We start from the raw sequence: 15,894 nt of genomic DNA on the forward strand, positions 1-15,894 counted from the left end.
GTAGTATCAACAATGAAACAGGTCGCTAATGCGACCTGTTTTTTCATTCAGGGAACAACAAATTATATGGATATTATATAAATGCCAACTAATACATTAGATAAAATTAGGCATAGTTTGAGTTGTGTGGCTGTTTTATTTGGTTTGTTCGGCATTTTTGTTTTTGCCTCATTTTCGCCTTCCTATGCCTGGCTTTATTTGGGAGGTCTGGCTGCGCCTTTTATATATAGTATTGTTTTTGTCTATGCGATTGCCGCCTGGAGTATTTATTCAAAGTATTACCCGTTTTTATCATTGGGTCGCTTATCATTCGTGGAGTGTTTTGTTCCGGCGCTGGCCCTGGTGTGCCTTACCGTTCTCTACAATGCTTTTAGTGGCCCGGAACCCTGGATGGCCGAGTTATCAAGGCAATTTTTTCTTCATAAATTTCTTAACACGCTGGCGATGTGCTTTCTGGCTCCTGTGGCGGAGGAAATTATATTCAGAGGGTTTTTATTAAACAGCAGTATCGGTTGGGGGCGGTACTCAAGAGCTTCCGGTATTATTATTACTTCACTCGCTTTTGCATTTATGCATACACAATATCTCTTTGCGGTGACTTTTGTTTATCTGTTTGTTTTTTCATCGATATTATGCGTTGTTCGAATGAGAAGCCGTGGGCTAATGATACCGATAACACTTCATATTTTAAATAATGCCTGGGTTGTTTTCGGCTTACTGTTTTCAGCGACGGAATAAGAGCCTGATGAAATAGGCGCTTTAACCTCTCCGGTACGAACAAGAGACCGATGGCGATTCCCTTTTTTAATGCTTCTTATATTCCGGCGCGACTTTTGCTGACCAGGCCTCAGCCTGGGTGATGGCGCCTGCGTCATAAATCGGCTGTTCATAACCCCTGTCAGCATCCCGAACGCGGTAAATTTTCCAGCGTCCCTCTTCCCAACGGGTATAAACTTCCAGGTGGATGGGCGTTGACTCTGTGCCCAACAGAACATCCACTTTTTCTCCGCCGAGGAAAGGGTGTGCCTTCCCAACCCGTAACTGTGGAATCCACTCTGGCGCATAGTCCTGCGCATACATAAAATAATCTGCCCCCACAATCTCCTGTTCATAAAGGGACTGTATTAGCGCCAGGCGAAGAATAACCTCTTTAGCAACGTAACGTTGCATTAAGGCGGTGGTGTCGTCAGGGGGATTCACATCGTTCGTGAACGTCGTCATCCATGAGGTATAGAACTGCTTCACGGCCTGCGTACTGTCGTGATGAGGCGCAGAGCAACTACAAAGCAACAGGATAAGCGCGACAAGGGAGAACGTTTTCATTAATTCTTCCTGTAGATGGTATATGAGGGCCTGGCTGCCCGGTAGCCCGGGCCGGCCCACATATCGCGTTGTTTAAAATCTGAATACCACTCTGTGCCATCGTATATCGCCATGTGACCGCTCGGGTTTCCGCCAGCGTAAGGTTGAATAATGATGACGTCACCCTCGCGCGGCATTTCATAGGTACCAATAGCGGTGAATCCGGCGCTTCTTAACATTGGGCCATAATCTTTCGCATGATACGTATGCCCCAGCGTGATACCGCCCGCCTGAATTGCCTTTCGGGTAAATTCCGCACACCGGCCTTGAGAATGAGAACCTGCATGCGTTTTGGCATAATTAACCGCCACTCTTTTATCCCAACTCATAATGATTCCTGTTAATAAAATACGTAATAGCAATTACGTAATGCTTTAACAGTATTTGATTCGGGAAGCATGACAGATAGTGCTATTACTATTTTCAATAGAATAAGTTTAAATATTTATTAATTGTTGAGATTGATAAGTTAGGGCTAATTTATTCAACATTAACTATTATTCTGCGATATCGGCATCATTTTTTATTTGCATATCGCCATAGCGCGACGGCCAGATCTCCTGCGGCGTGATGCCCAGCGCGTCCGCAATAATCCGTTCAGCTCTCGGCCAGGAGCGGGTAAAGACATTGCGCAGTGAATCAGGTGATAAACCGGCCTGACGAGAAAGATCTCTGAGCGTAATACCTCTTTTTTCCAGTGCACTTTTAATATCTGCACGATGCCAGTCCTGGCTTTTTGGTTCCATTCTGTAATCCTAAGAAGATGTGTTATCGGCACCGATATTTTTAAGGTAAAAATTAGCGCGAGAAAAAGAAAGTTACTTTCTTTTTCACTCTGAGAATAGTGCCAGAAAGAAAGCAAAATTTCGCGAAAAAGAAGAAATATTTTTATTTCATCAGGGGAAAGGAAAGAAACCGATGGCAAAGGAATGGTTCACGGTTAAGGAATGTCTTGGCTTACCGGGGTTTCCGGGAAGCGAGCCTGCGGTTCGCGAACGTTTGTATAAGTACAGCGAAGGGAAAGAGGGTGTCAGGCGTAAGCGTGTTAAATCAAAGGCCGAGGAGTTTCATATATCTGTTTTCCCTCTTTATGTTCATCGTTATCTTGACGACAGTGGAGAGGAACCGACGCCAGAACCCATTTCCTTACAGGAAGCGGAGCCTGAAGATATCTGGGAGATGATGTTCAGGTTACTGACGCCAGAACAGCGCAAGCAGGTGACCGGACGCTTTAAGGTGAGAGGAATGAAAGCGGTCTTTCCCTTTCTGTTTGATGACACGCCGCCACGTTGATACCCTGGCTGCAATTTCAAGGTTGACAAGTTTCGCGTCTCACAGGCAGACTTCACTTTCTACATTATCCTTCCGATAATGCGTAAGCGTTTAACGTTATCCAACGCACCTTAATCCTGATGTTCAGGTAGAGGGGGGCGTGGCCTTTCCCCGCCTTACTCTGCATTCTGGAGTAATGCATGACAGCAGTTAGCCAAAAAACAACGACCCCGTCTGCGAATTTTTCGCTGTTCCGCATCGCCTTTGCGGTTTTCCTGACCTATATGACGGTCGGCCTGCCGTTACCCGTCATCCCGCTTTTTGTCCATCACGAACTGGGCTATAGCAATACGATGGTTGGGATCGCCGTGGGCATTCAGTTTTTTGCGACGGTACTGACGCGCGGCTATGCCGGACGGCTGGCGGATCAATATGGCGCTAAACGATCGGCGTTACAGGGGATGTTTGCCTGCGGGCTGGCGGGCGCCGCCTGGCTCCTGGCCGCGCTGCTGCCGGTTTCCGCGCCGGTAAAATTCGCGCTGCTTATTGTCGGGCGTTTGATCCTCGGATTTGGCGAAAGTCAGCTGCTGACCGGAACCCTGACCTGGGGACTGGGGCTGGTTGGCCCAACGCGTTCCGGTAAGGTGATGTCGTGGAACGGAATGGCGATTTACGGCGCGCTGGCGGCCGGTGCGCCGTTGGGCTTGCTGATCCATAGCCACTTTGGCTTCGCGGCGCTGGCGGGGACGACGATGGTTTTACCGCTGCTGGCCTGGGCATTCAACGGCACCGTGCGTAAAGTGCCTGCGTATACGGGGGAGCGACCTTCACTGTGGAGCGTGGTCGGGCTTATCTGGAAACCGGGTCTGGGTCTGGCATTGCAGGGCGTGGGTTTTGCCGTCATCGGTACGTTTATTTCACTTTATTTTGTCAGCAATGGCTGGACGATGGCGGGATTCACCCTGACCGCGTTTGGCGGTGCGTTTGTACTGATGCGCATATTGTTCGGTTGGATGCCGGACCGCTTTGGCGGCGTGAAGGTCGCCGTTGTCTCATTGCTGGTTGAGACGGCAGGACTGCTGCTCTTGTGGCTGGCGCCGACGGCCTGGATAGCGCTGGTAGGCGCGGCGCTCACCGGGGCAGGGTGTTCATTGATTTTCCCGGCGCTGGGCGTGGAGGTTGTGAAACGCGTACCTTCTCAGGTACGCGGTACGGCGCTCGGCGGTTACGCCGCGTTTCAGGATATCTCCTACGGCGTTACCGGCCCGCTGGCGGGCGTGCTGGCCACGTCATGCGGCTATCCTTCCGTATTCCTCGCGGGAGCGATCTCCGCGGTGGTTGGCATCCTGGTGACGATATTATCGTTCCGGCGTGGTTAAGAAACCAGCCAGAAAAGCGCCAGTACAATTATTAGCGCGATAAACAACAGGCCTGGCCGCGCAGACAGATTTTTTACGGTTTCAATCATCGGCGCGAACGGGCGGTAGATGGGTTGAATAGAGAGCGGTTCCAGCTCATCCGCCTCCCGCTCTACGCGACGCAGGAAAATATGGTTAAGTAAGTCCTGCACCTGGGCGGTGGTCAACACCGTTTGCGGCTGAATTTGATAAGTGTGTTGGGCATACTCTTTGATCGCTGTGAGCTCGTCTGGCTCAAGCGGTTGTTTTAACGCAGCCTGCAGCGTATGTAGCGTAGGCGCGTGTTGTAGTGACAGCGTCTGCCGCGCCTGTAGCCATGTTGCCAGATGGGTAAACTGTTTTGCCGGAATGAGCTCGCCGCTTTTCACGCCGGAGAGTTCCAGCATTGATTGCCAGATAAGTTTGTTTGACTCGCCGGTCGCGGCCGCCAGCTTCGTCACCAACTGATTCAACGTATTATGTTCAGCAGGCAATAATGGCCGATCCGTTGCCGGACGTTGCTGCGGCTGCGGAATGGAAAGCTGCCCCTGTTGCAGGAGCGTCAGCACGTTTTTGAGTTGATCGGGCGTAAGCTGGCTAAGCGCGGTTTGACCGTATTGCTGACGGATAAAATCGCTGACGGCCTGACGATTATTCCCGACGCCAAGCAGCTCTGTTAGCTGTGAAAGTACCTGACGATTGGCGTGATTTTGCTGCGCTACGCCCAGACGCTGGGTAAGATTCTGTTCAGCGGCGGGGAAGTGGCGCGACAGTAGCGGCGCGTCATTTTTTATCCCCAGATCGTGTTTCATTCCGGCCCATACTTCCGCGCTTTGCTGCTGGGTCAGTGAAATCAGGCGCGTGATCAGCCTTTCCAGTACCGTACGCTGTTGCATGGAAAGCGGCTGCTCGCTCGCAGCGGAAAGAGGATTACGCCCTTCGCCTGGAGGCTGTGCAGGGGCGCCGGAGATGGGATGCATAATTAATTATCCTTTAACCATAAATCTGAGCAATATATGCCTGGCGGCCAGATTATGGCACACTTGTCCGGTTAACTCTCGTTCTCAAACAGGTACGACAGTCGTGAAAATTCTCGTTGATGAAAATATGCCTTACGCCCGCGAATTATTTAGCCGCCTGGGTGAGGTAAAGGCAGTGCCGGGTCGCCCGATCCCCGTTGAAGAATTGAACCATGCCGATGCGTTAATGGTGCGTTCGGTCACGAAAGTGAATGAATCGCTGCTGAGCGGCACGCCGATTAACTTCGTTGGTACTGCTACGGCAGGCACCGATCATGTGGATGAGGCATGGCTGAAGCAGGCGGGCATCGGTTTTTCAGCCGCGCCCGGCTGTAATGCTATCGCCGTGGTGGAGTATGTGTTTTCCGCGCTGTTGATGCTGGCCGAACGTGACGGCTTTTCGTTACGCGATCGCACTATAGGGATTGTCGGCGTGGGTAACGTCGGAAGCCGGCTACAGACCAGGCTTGAAGCGTTGGGTATCCGCACGTTGCTGTGCGATCCGCCACGCGCCGCACGCGGGGACGAGGGTGATTTTCGTACGCTGGATGAGCTGGTGCAGGAAGCGGATGTCCTGACTTTCCATACGCCGCTCTATAAAGACGGACCGTACAAAACGCTGCATCTGGCCGATGAGACGCTGATCCGTCGACTGAAACCCGGCGCCATTCTCATTAACGCCTGCCGCGGCCCGGTGGTGGATAACGCCGCATTGCTGGCGCGACTCAATGCCGGGCAGCCGCTGAGCGTGGTGCTTGATGTGTGGGAGGGCGAACCGGATCTTAACGTCGCGCTGCTGGAAGCCGTGGATATCGGCACGTCGCATATTGCCGGCTATACGCTGGAAGGCAAAGCGCGCGGCACCACCCAGGTCTTTGAGGCGTATAGCGCGTTTATCGGCCGCGAGCAGCATGTCGCGCTGGAGACATTACTGCCTGCGCCTGAGTTTGGTCGTATTACGCTTCATGGCCCGCTGGATCAACCGACGCTGAAAAGACTGGCGCATTTGGTGTATGATGTGCGCCGCGACGATGCGCCACTGCGTAAAGTCGCTGGAATTCCGGATGAATTTGATAAATTGCGTAAAAATTATCTTGAGCGCCGTGAATGGTCGTCTTTATACGTGATGTGTGACGACGAAACGGCAGCCGCCTTGCTGTGTAAGCTAGGTTTTAACGCTGTTCATCACCCGGCACATTAATGTCTTCTTAATGCTCCCTGTCGAATAATGCGACAGGGACGCTTATGTATTTCTGGAGTAAATCACCATGTCTGAAGGCTGGAACATTGCCATTCTGGGCGCAACGGGCGCCGTAGGCGAAGCCCTGCTTGAAACACTGGCTGAACGCCAGTTCCCGGTCGGTGAAATTTATGCGTTGGCGCGTCATGAAAGCGCGGGCGAGCACCTCCGTTTTGGTGGCAAGTCGGTCATTGTCCAGGATGCGGCGGACTTTGACTGGACGCAGGCGCAGTTGGCGTTTTTCGTTGCCGGCGCAGAGGCATCGGCTGCCTGGATAGACGACGCGACTAATGCAGGTTGCCTGGTGATAGATTCCAGCGGTCTGTTCGCGCTGGAGCCTGATGTGCCGCTGGTCGTGCCGGAAGTTAACCCGTATGTACTGGCGGATTACCGTAACCGTAACGTGATTGCGGTCGCCGATAGTCTGACCAGTCAACTGCTGGCGGCGCTCAAGCCGTTAATCGATCAGGGGGGACTGTCGCGCATCGCCGTCACCAGTATGTTATCAGCGTCCGCACAGGGGAAAAAAGCGGTCGATGCGCTGGCCGGACAGAGTGCGAAGCTGCTTAACGGCATACCGATTGATGAAGATGATTTCTTTGGCCGCCAGTTAGCGTTCAATATGCTGCCGCTGCTGCCGGATCGTGAAGGCAGCGTGCGCCAGGAACGTCGTATCGTCGATGAAGTGCGTAAAATTTTGCAGGACGATGGCGTGATGATCTCCGCCAGTGTCGTGCAGTCGCCGGTGTTCTATGGCCATGCGCAGATGGTGAGCTTTGAAGCGCTCCGTCCGCTGGCGGCGGAAGAGGCGCGCGAGGCGTTTTCCCGCGGTGAAGATATCGTACTGTCAGAAGAGACGGATTACCCGACGCAGGTGGGCGACGCTTCCGGCAATCCACAGCTATCTATTGGCTGTGTGCATAATGATTACGGTATGCCGGAACAAATTCAGTTCTGGTCAGTGGCGGACAACGTGCGTTTCGGCGGCGCGCTGATGGCCGTTAAAATTGCGGAGAAGCTGGTGCAGGAGTATCTGTACTGATGTCCGGACAGCAATCATCGCCGGTCTATAAAATTGCGCTGGGTATTGAGTACGACGGCAGCAAGTATTATGGCTGGCAGCGTCAGAATGAAGTGCGCAGCGTGCAGGAAAAGCTGGAAAAAGCGCTCTCGCAGGTGGCAAATGAACCTATTAACGTGTTCTGCGCCGGGCGTACCGATGCCGGCGTTCACGGCACCGGGCAGGTTGTCCATTTCGAAACGACCGCATTGCGCAAAGATGCGGCATGGACGCTGGGGGTAAATGCGAATTTGCCTGGTGACATTGCCGTGCGCTGGGTGAAAACTGTACCGGATGATTTTCACGCGCGATTTAGCGCTACGGCTCGCCGTTATCGCTATATCATCTACAATCATCGACTGCGTCCTGCGGTATTAGCAAAAGGCGTGACGCATTACTATGAGCCGCTGGATGCAGAGCGGATGCATCGCGCGGCGCAGTGTCTGCTTGGCGAAAATGATTTTACCTCGTTTCGCGCAGTGCAGTGCCAGTCGCGCACGCCGTGGCGTAATGTGATGCACATCAACGTTACCCGCCACGGCCCTTATGTGGTGGTCGATATCAAAGCGAATGCCTTTGTTCATCATATGGTCAGGAATATTGTCGGCAGCCTGCTGGAAGTAGGCGCTCACAACCAGCCGGAGAGCTGGATCGCAGAGCTGTTAGCGGCCAGGGACAGAACGCTGGCGGCGGCAACGGCGAAGGCGGAGGGGCTATATTTGGTTGCGGTGGATTACCCTGACCGGTTTGACCTTCCAAAACCGCCAATGGGCCCGCTATTTCTGGCGGACTAATCCGAATCGTACACCCGAAACGTGTCGGGTAGAAAGGCAAAGACAAATATGGACCTGATCTACTTTATTATTGATTTTATTCTGCACATCGATGTGCATCTGGCGGAGCTGGTCGCGGAGTACGGCGTCTGGGTGTACGCTATTTTGTTTTTGATTCTGTTTTGTGAAACCGGCCTGGTCGTCACGCCGTTCCTGCCGGGCGACTCGCTGCTGTTTGTCGCCGGGGCGCTGGCTTCGCTGGAAACCAACGATCTCAATGTGCATGTCATGGTGGCGTTAATGCTGATCGCCGCAATTGTCGGCGATGCGGTAAATTACACGATTGGTCGACTGTTCGGCGAAAAACTGTTCAGTAATCCGAATTCGAAAATTTTCCGCCGCAGTTATCTGGATAAAACCCACCAGTTTTATGAAAAACACGGCGGTAAAACTATCATTCTCGCTCGCTTCGTGCCGATCGTCAGAACCTTTGCGCCGTTTGTGGCAGGGATGGGGCACATGTCCTATCGGCATTTTGCCGCCTATAACGTCATAGGCGCGCTGCTGTGGGTACTGCTCTTTACCTACGCCGGTTATTTCTTCGGTACGATACCGTTGATTCAGGATAACCTTAAGCTGCTGATTGTGGGGATTATCGTGGTTTCGATATTACCTGGCGTCATTGAGATTGTCCGGCATAAGCGCGCTGCGTCGCGTGCCGCAAAATAGAAAGTAACTCAGCGGTTCGACCACTTTTTTATCCAAAGTTTCGGGCTGTTATGTTTTAATGTGCAACATTCATGGTCTGTTGGGGGCAAAAATGGCATTATGCGCCCCTTATAATAAAGCTGACTAAGGTTCAGGCAGAAAGGTCACCAATGAGCTGGATTGAACGAATTAAAAGCAACATTACTCCCACCCGCAAGGCAAGCATTCCTGAAGGGGTGTGGACCAAGTGTGATAGCTGCGGTCAGGTTTTATACCGCGCTGAGCTGGAACGTAATCTTGAGGTCTGTCCTAAGTGTGACCATCATATGCGCATGTCGGCGCGCAATCGCCTGCATAGCCTGTTAGATGAAGGTTCCCTTGTGGAGTTGGGTAGCGAGCTGGAGCCGAAAGACGTGCTCAAGTTCCGCGACTCCAAAAAATATAAAGACAGACTGGCGTCCGCGCAGAAAGAAACCGGCGAGAAAGACGCGCTGGTGGTCATGAAAGGGACGCTTCACGGTATGCCGGTTGTCGCCGCCGCGTTTGAATTCGCGTTCATGGGCGGCTCAATGGGGTCTGTCGTTGGCGCACGCTTCGTTCGCGCCGTTGAACAGGCGCTGGAAGATAACTGTCCGTTAGTGTGTTTCTCTGCTTCCGGCGGCGCGCGTATGCAAGAAGCGTTGATGTCGCTGATGCAGATGGCGAAAACCTCTGCTGCGCTGGCGAAAATGCAGGAACGTGGTCTGCCCTACATTTCGGTATTGACCGATCCGACAATGGGCGGCGTTTCCGCCAGTTTTGCGATGCTGGGCGATCTCAACATCGCCGAGCCAAAAGCCCTGATTGGCTTCGCCGGCCCGCGCGTTATCGAACAAACCGTTCGTGAGAAGCTCCCGCCAGGATTCCAGCGCAGTGAGTTCCTGATCGAAAAAGGCGCTATTGATATGATAGTCCGCCGCCCGGAAATGCGCCTGAAGCTGGCGAGCATTCTGGCGAAGCTGATGAATCTGCCCGCGCCGAACCCGGACGCCCCGCGTGAAGGCGTGGTGGTGCCTCCGGCGCCGGATCAGGAGTCTGAGGCCTGATAACTGAAAAGGGCAGGGCCGCAGGCTCTGCCCTTTTGCTTTTCACCGTAAAGAAGCAGCGGAATCAATGAAAAACAAATCTATACCTCAAGCTGCGTCGCCCCTGGCCTCGTGGCTTTCTTATCTGGAAAACCTGCACAGCAAGAGTATCGATTTAGGCCTTGAGCGCGTAAGCCAGGTGGCAGCGCGTCTGGACATCCTCAAGCCTGCGCCGTTCGTTTTTACCGTTGCGGGAACCAACGGCAAAGGTACGACCTGTCGAACGCTGGAGTCGGTGTTAATCGCGGCGGGATACCGTGTGGGCGTCTATAGTTCACCTCATCTGGTACGTTACACCGAGCGCGTGCGCGTGCAGGGGAAAGAATTAGCGGAATCCGCGCATACCGCGTCCTTTGCGGAAATAGAAACGGCGCGCGGCGATATTTCATTGACCTATTTTGAATATGGCACGTTGTCGGCATTGTGGCTGTTTAAACAGGCTAACCTTGACGTGGTGATTCTGGAGGTCGGGTTGGGCGGCCGCCTGGACGCCACGAACATTGTGGATGCCGATGTAGCGGTAATTACCAGCATCGCGCTTGACCATACTGACTGGCTGGGGCCGGATCGCGAAAGTATCGGCCGCGAGAAGGCCGGGATTTTTCGCGCGGAAAAACCCGCTATCGTCGGCGAACCGGAAATGCCGGCAACCATCGCGGATGTCGCGCAGGAGACCGGCGCGCTGTTGCGGCGTCGCGGCGTTGACTGGCGTTATGAGGTGACAGCGACCCACTGGGCGTTTACCGATGGTGACGGCACGCTTGCCGGACTGCCGTTGCCGCAGGTTCCCCAGCCGAATGCCGCCACCGCTCTGGCCGCGCTGCGCGCCAGCAGGTTGAACATTGACGAGCAGGCGATTCGCGACGGTATTGCGCAGGCTACCTTGCCGGGACGTTTTCAAATCGTGAGTGAGTCGCCGCGCGTTATCTTTGATGTCGCCCATAATCCTCACGCGGCGGAATACCTGACGGGTCGTCTGAAAATGTTGCCGAAACGCGGGCGCGTGCTTGCGGTGATTGGTATGCTGCATGATAAAGATATCGCCGGCACGTTAGCCTGGTTGAAAAGCGTGGTTGACGACTGGTATTGTGCTCCGTTAGAGGGGCCGCGCGGCGCGACGGCGGAACAACTTCTGGAACATCTGGGGAAAGGGAATGTCTATGATAGCGTCGCGCAGGCATGGCAGGCCGCTATCGACGCGGCGCAGCCAGAAGATACCGTGCTGGTGTGCGGATCGTTCCACACCGTCGCACATGTTATGGAAGTGATAGACGCGGGGAGAATCGGTGGCGAGTAAGTTTCAGAATCGTTTAGTCGGCACGATTGTGTTAGTCGCGCTGGGGGTTATTGTGCTTCCCGGTCTGCTGGACGGACAGAAAAAGCATTATCAGGATGAATTTGCTGCGATTCCACTGGTACCGAAGCCTGGCGACCGTGATGAGCCGGATATGATGCCTGCCGCAACGCAGGCGCTGCCGACACAGCCGCCGGAAGGGGCGGCTGAAGAGGTGCGGGCGGGAGATGCGGCCGCGCCGTCGCTGGACCCGTCGCGCATGGCGTCTAACAATGTCGAGCTTGATCCGATACCGGTGGAGACGCCTAAACCGAAGCCGGTTGAAAAGCCGAAGCCGCAGACTAAACCGCAACAGCCGGTTGTCGCCGCTTCCACGCCGACGCCCGCGCCGCAACCAGTCGCCGACGATAAACCTGCGCCGACCGGCAAAGCCTATGTCGTACAGTTGGGCGCGCTGAAAAACGCGGATAAAGTCAACGAGATAGTCGGCAAGCTTCGTTCCGCCGGGTTCCGGGTTTATACTTCCCCCTCAACGCCGGTACAGGGTAAAATAACCCGTATTCTCGTCGGGCCGGATGCGTCGAAAGATAAGATGAAAGGATCGCTTGGCGAGCTCAAGCAGATTTCCGGGTTAAGCGGCGTGGTGATGGGATATAGCCCGAACTAAGGCGCGTTTTGCCTGAGCGCGCAGCGTTAAGGCCTACGGTGTTCACCTGGTAATAGCCGAAGTTCTGTAGGCTGGATAAGGCGTTTACGCCGCCATCCGGCAGAAGGAATGAACCTGGTATCCTGCGCTTATCAGGCCGATGGCAGCTCTTCTGGTCGTGCCCGAAGAGATAAAAAGTGTGATGGCGTTGAATATTTTTTCAGCGCCATTTTTATTTACGCGTGGGAAGGAAATCCCTACGCAAACGTTTTCTTTTTCTGTTAGAATGCGCCCCGAACAGGACGACAGGGCGTAAAATCGTGGGACATCTATGGTCTGGATTGATTACGCCATTATCGCGGTGATTGCTTTTTCCTGTCTGGTTAGCCTGATCCGCGGCTTTGTTCGTGAAGCGTTATCGCTGGTGACGTGGGGTTGTGCTTTCTTTGTCGCCAGTCACTACTACACTTACCTGTCTGTCTGGTTTACGGGCTTTGAAGACGAACTGGTTCGTAATGGGATTGCTATCGCGGTACTGTTTATCGCGACGCTTATCGTCGGCGCTATCGTGAATTTTGTGATAGGTCAGCTAGTAGAAAAGACCGGCCTGTCGGGAACTGACCGGGTGTTGGGGATCTGTTTCGGCGCACTGCGAGGCGCGCTGATTGTCGCCGCCATTCTGTTCTTCCTTGATACCTTTACCGGCTTGTCGAAAAGCGAAGACTGGAGCAAATCGCAGCTCATCCCGCAGTTCAGCTTCATCATCAGATGGTTCTTTGACTATCTGCAAAGCTCGTCGAGTTTCTTGCCCAGGACGTAACAGGTTCTGAGATGTGGCTTAACGAGGAAAATGACGTATGTGCGGTATTGTCGGTATCGCCGGTGTTATGCCGGTCAACCAGTCGATTTATGACGCGTTAACAGTGCTCCAGCATCGTGGTCAGGATGCTGCCGGTATCATCACCATTGATGCGAATAACTGCTTCCGCTTGCGTAAGGCAAACGGGCTGGTGAACGATATTTTTGAAGCTCGCCACATGCAGCGTTTGCAGGGCAACATGGGGATCGGCCATGTGCGCTACCCTACCGCAGGCAGCTCCAGCGCTTCCGAAGCGCAACCTTTTTATGTTAACTCGCCGTATGGCATCACGTTGGCCCATAATGGCAACCTGACTAACGCGCACGAGCTACGTAAAAAGCTGTTTGAAGAAAAGCGCCGTCATATCAACACCACCTCCGATTCCGAAATCCTGCTCAATATTTTCGCCAGCGAGCTCGACAACTTCCGTCACTATCCGCTGGAAGCCGACAATATTTTTGCCGCGATTGCCGCGACTAACCGTCAAATCCGCGGCGCCTATGCCTGCGTGGCGATGATTATCGGCCACGGTATGGTGGCTTTTCGCGATCCGCACGGCATTCGCCCGTTAGTGCTGGGTAAGCGTGACGTTGGCGATGGTCGTACGGAGTATATGGTCGCTTCTGAAAGCGTGGCGCTGGATACGCTGGGCTTCGAATTCCTGCGCGATGTCGCGCCAGGCGAAGCTATCTATATTACCGAAAAGGGGCAACTGTTCACGCGCCAGTGCGCGGATAACCCGGTCAGTAACCCCTGTCTGTTTGAGTACGTTTATTTTGCTCGTCCGGATTCCTTTATCGACAAGATCTCCGTCTACAGCGCTCGTGTGAATATGGGCACCAAACTTGGCGAAAAAATCGCTCGTGAATGGGAAGATCTGGACATCGACGTCGTGATCCCTATCCCGGAAACCTCCTGCGATATCGCACTGGAAATTGCCCGTATTCTCGGCAAGCCGTACCGCCAGGGATTTGTCAAAAATCGTTACGTGGGACGTACCTTTATCATGCCGGGCCAACAGCTACGCCGTAAATCCGTGCGCCGTAAGCTCAATGCTAATCGCGCGGAATTCCGCGATAAGAACGTCCTGCTGGTGGATGATTCCATCGTGCGTGGCACCACATCAGAGCAGATCATCGAGATGGCCCGGGAGGCCGGCGCGAAGAAGGTTTATCTGGCGTCCGCCGCGCCGGAAATTCGTTTCCCCAACGTCTATGGCATTGATATGCCGACCGCCAATGAGCTGATCGCGCATGGTCGCGAGGTGGATGAGATTCGTCAGATCATCGGCGCAGACGGGCTTATCTTCCAGGATCTGAACGATCTGATCGAAGCCGTGCGCGCGGAAAATCCGGATATCCAGCAGTTTGAGTGTTCGGTATTTAACGGGGTATATGTCACCAAAGACGTAGACCAGCAATACCTCGACTTCCTGGATTCATTACGTAATGACGACGCCAAAGCGGTGCTGTTCCAGAACGAAATGGAAAACCTGGAAATGCATAACGAAGGCTAATGGCTTTGCCAGCGGCGCAATGCCGCTGGCCGATGTCAATTACGCACCACGCCGAAGCGAATAGCGTATTTTTGTACTTTGTACTGTAACGTGGTGCGCGATACGTTAAGGCTGCGGGCCGCGGCGGCAATATTCCCCTGATGCGTATCCAGCGCGGTTTCTATTAAATGCCTTTCGTAGTTAGCAACCCGTACCTCCAGCGACCCTTCATACTGCGGATCGGGTGACGAGGGAAGGGGATTTTCCGGCGCGGTTTCCGGTACGCCTAAATTTAACTCGTCCTGTTCAAAAATGATGTGTTTGAGCAGCCCATCTTTTTCCTGCATGATCATGCTGCGTACAATCGCGTTTTCCAGCATCCTGACATTACCCGGCCAGGCGTGATTGAGCAGATCAGCACGCGCCGTCTCGCTTAATCCGTGAATGTCCTGCGGCACGTCATTACGGTATTTATCAATAAAATAATTCGCCAGTAAGGGAATATCTTCCGGGCGGGCGCGCAGCGGCGGTAACGTCAACATTCCGACGCTCAACCGATAAAAAAGATCTGCCCGCAGACGTTCTTGTTGAATTAATTTGACGGGCGCTTCGTTCATGGCGGCAACGATCCTGACATCAGAGTGGAGTTGCTGTTGTCCGCCGAGCCGCCAGAAGGTTTTATCCTGCAAGAATCGCAGCAGCTTACTTTGCATCTCTATCGGCATGGCGTTCAGCTCATCAAGAAAGAGCGTTCCCCCGTTTGCCAGTTCCAGATAGCCCTGGCTATTTTCCGCGCCGGTATAGGCGCCGCGCACGGTGCCGAAAAGCGTACTTTCGATAAGCGTAGGCGGTAGGGCGCCGCAGTTCAGGGCGATGAAGGGTTTATTCGCCCGCTTGCTGCATTGATGTATCAGGCGGGAAAATAACTCCTTACCCGTTCCCGTCTCCCCGACAATCGTCACCGGAATATTACTGGCGGCCAGCCGTTTGGCTTTGGCGATATTACTGAGCATTTCCGGGTTTTCGGTAATAATGGCATGGTGCTTCTCATGGTGATCGGCATACAGCAGTTGGTTCAATTCTACCACCTGCTCCTGGAGCCGCCTGACGCCGGACATATTCCTGCCGATTTCGATAACGCCGACCATGCCGCCATCGCTTGCATAGAGCGGCGCGGTGGTGTGCTGATAGTCAACGGCCTGGCCTCGCGCATTGTAATAAATTTGATAATGGCCAATGTATTCCACGCCTTTTTTTAACGATGAAAGCATCGTACTTTGGGTCTCTTTCATGCCCGGATAGACATCCAGCATATGTTTTCCCATTGCCCGTTCAATACTGTAGCCGTCCAGATCCGCGCTTTCCTGATTGTAGTAAACGTATTCACCACGCTCATTAATGACGGCCAACGGCTGATGAATCAAATCGAAAAAGCGGGAAAACATCCTGAGCGCCGAGGCCAGTTCCTGATTGGTGGATGCCATACACGCATTCCTCATATCTATTATTCATGTTGTCATTATAAAAGTGACGAATTTTCGTCGCTGTGATGAATAACAAACTCAATGACGAAAATGAGAAACAGCTTATTTTTATAAGTAATTGATTATTATGATAAAAAATAGTGGCATGCCTTTTGCTTTAT

Annotated in this window: 17 protein-coding genes; 12 read left to right on the forward strand and 5 right to left on the reverse strand. The window is 53.3% G+C overall.

Annotation, left to right across the window (positions count from 1 at the left end):
* The first annotated feature begins 81 nt into the window (after positions 1–81).
* Positions 82–738 (forward strand): CPBP family intramembrane glutamic endopeptidase, encoded by a 657-nt coding sequence (locus EOS98_RS07125; protein ID WP_001142900.1) that lies wholly within the window; start codon positions 82–84, stop codon positions 736–738.
* Between the two features lie 66 nt (positions 739–804).
* Here the strand turns inward: EOS98_RS07125 and EOS98_RS07130 are convergent, their stop codons facing one another.
* The 3 genes from EOS98_RS07130 to EOS98_RS07140 form a co-directional block, all read right to left on the reverse strand.
* Complete coding sequence (locus tag EOS98_RS07130; RefSeq protein ID WP_000847535.1) at positions 805–1,323, reverse strand: YbjP/YqhG family protein; 519 nt, start codon at positions 1,321–1,323, stop codon at positions 805–807.
* On the reverse strand, positions 1,323–1,691 hold the full coding sequence (locus EOS98_RS07135; protein WP_000118258.1) for an NlpC/P60 family protein: 369 nt from the start codon (positions 1,689–1,691) through the stop codon (positions 1,323–1,325). The genes EOS98_RS07130 and EOS98_RS07135 overlap by 1 nt, the downstream gene beginning before the upstream one ends.
* Positions 1,692–1,859: 168 nt before the next feature.
* Positions 1,860–2,108: a helix-turn-helix domain-containing protein gene (locus tag EOS98_RS07140; RefSeq protein WP_000433427.1), complete on the reverse strand. Its 249-nt coding sequence runs from the start codon at positions 2,106–2,108 to the stop codon at positions 1,860–1,862.
* 172 nt (positions 2,109–2,280) lie between these two features.
* Between EOS98_RS07140 and EOS98_RS07145 the strand changes: the two genes are divergently transcribed.
* Entirely contained in the window at positions 2,281–2,655 is a 375-nt protein-coding gene (locus tag EOS98_RS07145) for a hypothetical protein (protein WP_001051266.1), read from the forward strand.
* A 179-nt stretch (positions 2,656–2,834) separates the two neighbouring features.
* Complete coding sequence (locus EOS98_RS07150; protein ID WP_000127730.1) at positions 2,835–4,013, forward strand: MFS transporter; 1,179 nt, start codon at positions 2,835–2,837, stop codon at positions 4,011–4,013.
* Here the strand turns inward: EOS98_RS07150 and flk are convergent.
* Positions 4,010–5,011 (reverse strand): flagella biosynthesis regulator Flk, encoded by a 1,002-nt coding sequence (flk, locus tag EOS98_RS07155; protein WP_000553395.1) that lies wholly within the window; start codon positions 5,009–5,011, stop codon positions 4,010–4,012. The genes EOS98_RS07150 and flk overlap by 4 nt on opposite strands.
* Before the next feature lie 103 nt (positions 5,012–5,114).
* Here flk and pdxB point away from each other — a divergent pair, with 103 nt between their 5' ends.
* The 9 genes from pdxB (at position 5,115) to purF (ending at position 14,270) form a co-directional block, all read left to right on the forward strand.
* Entirely contained in the window at positions 5,115–6,251 is a 1,137-nt protein-coding gene (pdxB, locus tag EOS98_RS07160) for a 4-phosphoerythronate dehydrogenase PdxB (RefSeq protein ID WP_126523939.1), read from the forward strand.
* 67 nt (positions 6,252–6,318) lie between these two features.
* Complete coding sequence (locus EOS98_RS07165; protein ID WP_001289141.1) at positions 6,319–7,332, forward strand: aspartate-semialdehyde dehydrogenase; 1,014 nt, start codon at positions 6,319–6,321, stop codon at positions 7,330–7,332.
* Positions 7,332–8,144, forward strand: a complete 813-nt coding sequence (gene truA, locus EOS98_RS07170) for a tRNA pseudouridine(38-40) synthase TruA (protein ID WP_000016631.1) — start codon at positions 7,332–7,334, stop codon at positions 8,142–8,144. The genes EOS98_RS07165 and truA overlap by 1 nt, the downstream gene beginning before the upstream one ends.
* A 48-nt stretch (positions 8,145–8,192) precedes the next feature.
* Entirely contained in the window at positions 8,193–8,852 is a 660-nt protein-coding gene (locus EOS98_RS07175; RefSeq protein WP_000364318.1) for a DedA family protein, read from the forward strand.
* Between the two features lie 149 nt (positions 8,853–9,001).
* Positions 9,002–9,916, forward strand: coding sequence for an acetyl-CoA carboxylase, carboxyltransferase subunit beta (gene accD / locus EOS98_RS07180; protein WP_000118383.1), 915 nt, complete (start codon positions 9,002–9,004; stop codon positions 9,914–9,916).
* A 67-nt stretch (positions 9,917–9,983) separates the two neighbouring features.
* Positions 9,984–11,252, forward strand: coding sequence for a bifunctional tetrahydrofolate synthase/dihydrofolate synthase (gene folC / locus EOS98_RS07185; protein ID WP_000792289.1), 1,269 nt, complete (start codon positions 9,984–9,986; stop codon positions 11,250–11,252).
* A complete protein-coding gene (dedD, locus tag EOS98_RS07190; RefSeq protein WP_126523940.1) occupies positions 11,242–11,916 on the forward strand; it encodes a cell division protein DedD in 675 nt (224 codons plus the stop codon). The genes folC and dedD overlap by 11 nt, the downstream gene beginning before the upstream one ends.
* Before the next feature lie 310 nt (positions 11,917–12,226).
* Entirely contained in the window at positions 12,227–12,715 is a 489-nt protein-coding gene (gene cvpA, locus EOS98_RS07195) for a colicin V production protein (protein ID WP_000262102.1), read from the forward strand.
* Between the two features lie 37 nt (positions 12,716–12,752).
* Positions 12,753–14,270 (forward strand): amidophosphoribosyltransferase, encoded by a 1,518-nt coding sequence (gene purF, locus EOS98_RS07200; protein WP_000334205.1) that lies wholly within the window; start codon positions 12,753–12,755, stop codon positions 14,268–14,270.
* A 35-nt stretch (positions 14,271–14,305) separates the two neighbouring features.
* Here purF and EOS98_RS07205 read toward each other — a convergent pair whose 3' ends face one another.
* Complete coding sequence (locus EOS98_RS07205) at positions 14,306–15,733, reverse strand: sigma-54 interaction domain-containing protein (RefSeq protein WP_000168925.1); 1,428 nt, start codon at positions 15,731–15,733, stop codon at positions 14,306–14,308.
* Positions 15,734–15,894: the final 161 nt, after the last annotated feature.

Origin of the sequence: Salmonella sp. SSDFZ69 (assembly GCF_004010755.1) — a bacterium.
Classification (GTDB): domain Bacteria; phylum Pseudomonadota; class Gammaproteobacteria; order Enterobacterales; family Enterobacteriaceae; genus Salmonella; species Salmonella enterica.

Excerpts from the sequence above, each read along its gene's own strand:
- EOS98_RS07205 (WP_000168925.1), bottom strand. The coding sequence starts at position 15,733 with ATGGCATCCACCAATCAGGAACTGGCCTCGGCGCTCAGGATGTTTTCC.
- folC (WP_000792289.1), top strand. The coding sequence starts at position 9,984 with ATGAAAAACAAATCTATACCTCAAGCTGCGTCGCCCCTGGCCTCGTGG.
- accD (WP_000118383.1), top strand. The coding sequence starts at position 9,002 with ATGAGCTGGATTGAACGAATTAAAAGCAACATTACTCCCACCCGCAAG.
- EOS98_RS07140 (WP_000433427.1), bottom strand. The coding sequence starts at position 2,108 with ATGGAACCAAAAAGCCAGGACTGGCATCGTGCAGATATTAAAAGTGCA.
- EOS98_RS07130 (WP_000847535.1), bottom strand. The coding sequence starts at position 1,323 with ATGAAAACGTTCTCCCTTGTCGCGCTTATCCTGTTGCTTTGTAGTTGC.
- EOS98_RS07150 (WP_000127730.1), top strand. The coding sequence starts at position 2,835 with ATGACAGCAGTTAGCCAAAAAACAACGACCCCGTCTGCGAATTTTTCG.
- EOS98_RS07135 (WP_000118258.1), bottom strand. The coding sequence starts at position 1,691 with ATGAGTTGGGATAAAAGAGTGGCGGTTAATTATGCCAAAACGCATGCA.
- EOS98_RS07125 (WP_001142900.1), top strand. The coding sequence starts at position 82 with ATGCCAACTAATACATTAGATAAAATTAGGCATAGTTTGAGTTGTGTG.
- purF (WP_000334205.1), top strand. The coding sequence starts at position 12,753 with ATGTGCGGTATTGTCGGTATCGCCGGTGTTATGCCGGTCAACCAGTCG.
- EOS98_RS07175 (WP_000364318.1), top strand. The coding sequence starts at position 8,193 with ATGGACCTGATCTACTTTATTATTGATTTTATTCTGCACATCGATGTG.
- truA (WP_000016631.1), top strand. The coding sequence starts at position 7,332 with ATGTCCGGACAGCAATCATCGCCGGTCTATAAAATTGCGCTGGGTATT.
- EOS98_RS07165 (WP_001289141.1), top strand. The coding sequence starts at position 6,319 with ATGTCTGAAGGCTGGAACATTGCCATTCTGGGCGCAACGGGCGCCGTA.
- flk (WP_000553395.1), bottom strand. The coding sequence starts at position 5,011 with ATGCATCCCATCTCCGGCGCCCCTGCACAGCCTCCAGGCGAAGGGCGT.
- EOS98_RS07145 (WP_001051266.1), top strand. The coding sequence starts at position 2,281 with ATGGCAAAGGAATGGTTCACGGTTAAGGAATGTCTTGGCTTACCGGGG.
- cvpA (WP_000262102.1), top strand. The coding sequence starts at position 12,227 with ATGGTCTGGATTGATTACGCCATTATCGCGGTGATTGCTTTTTCCTGT.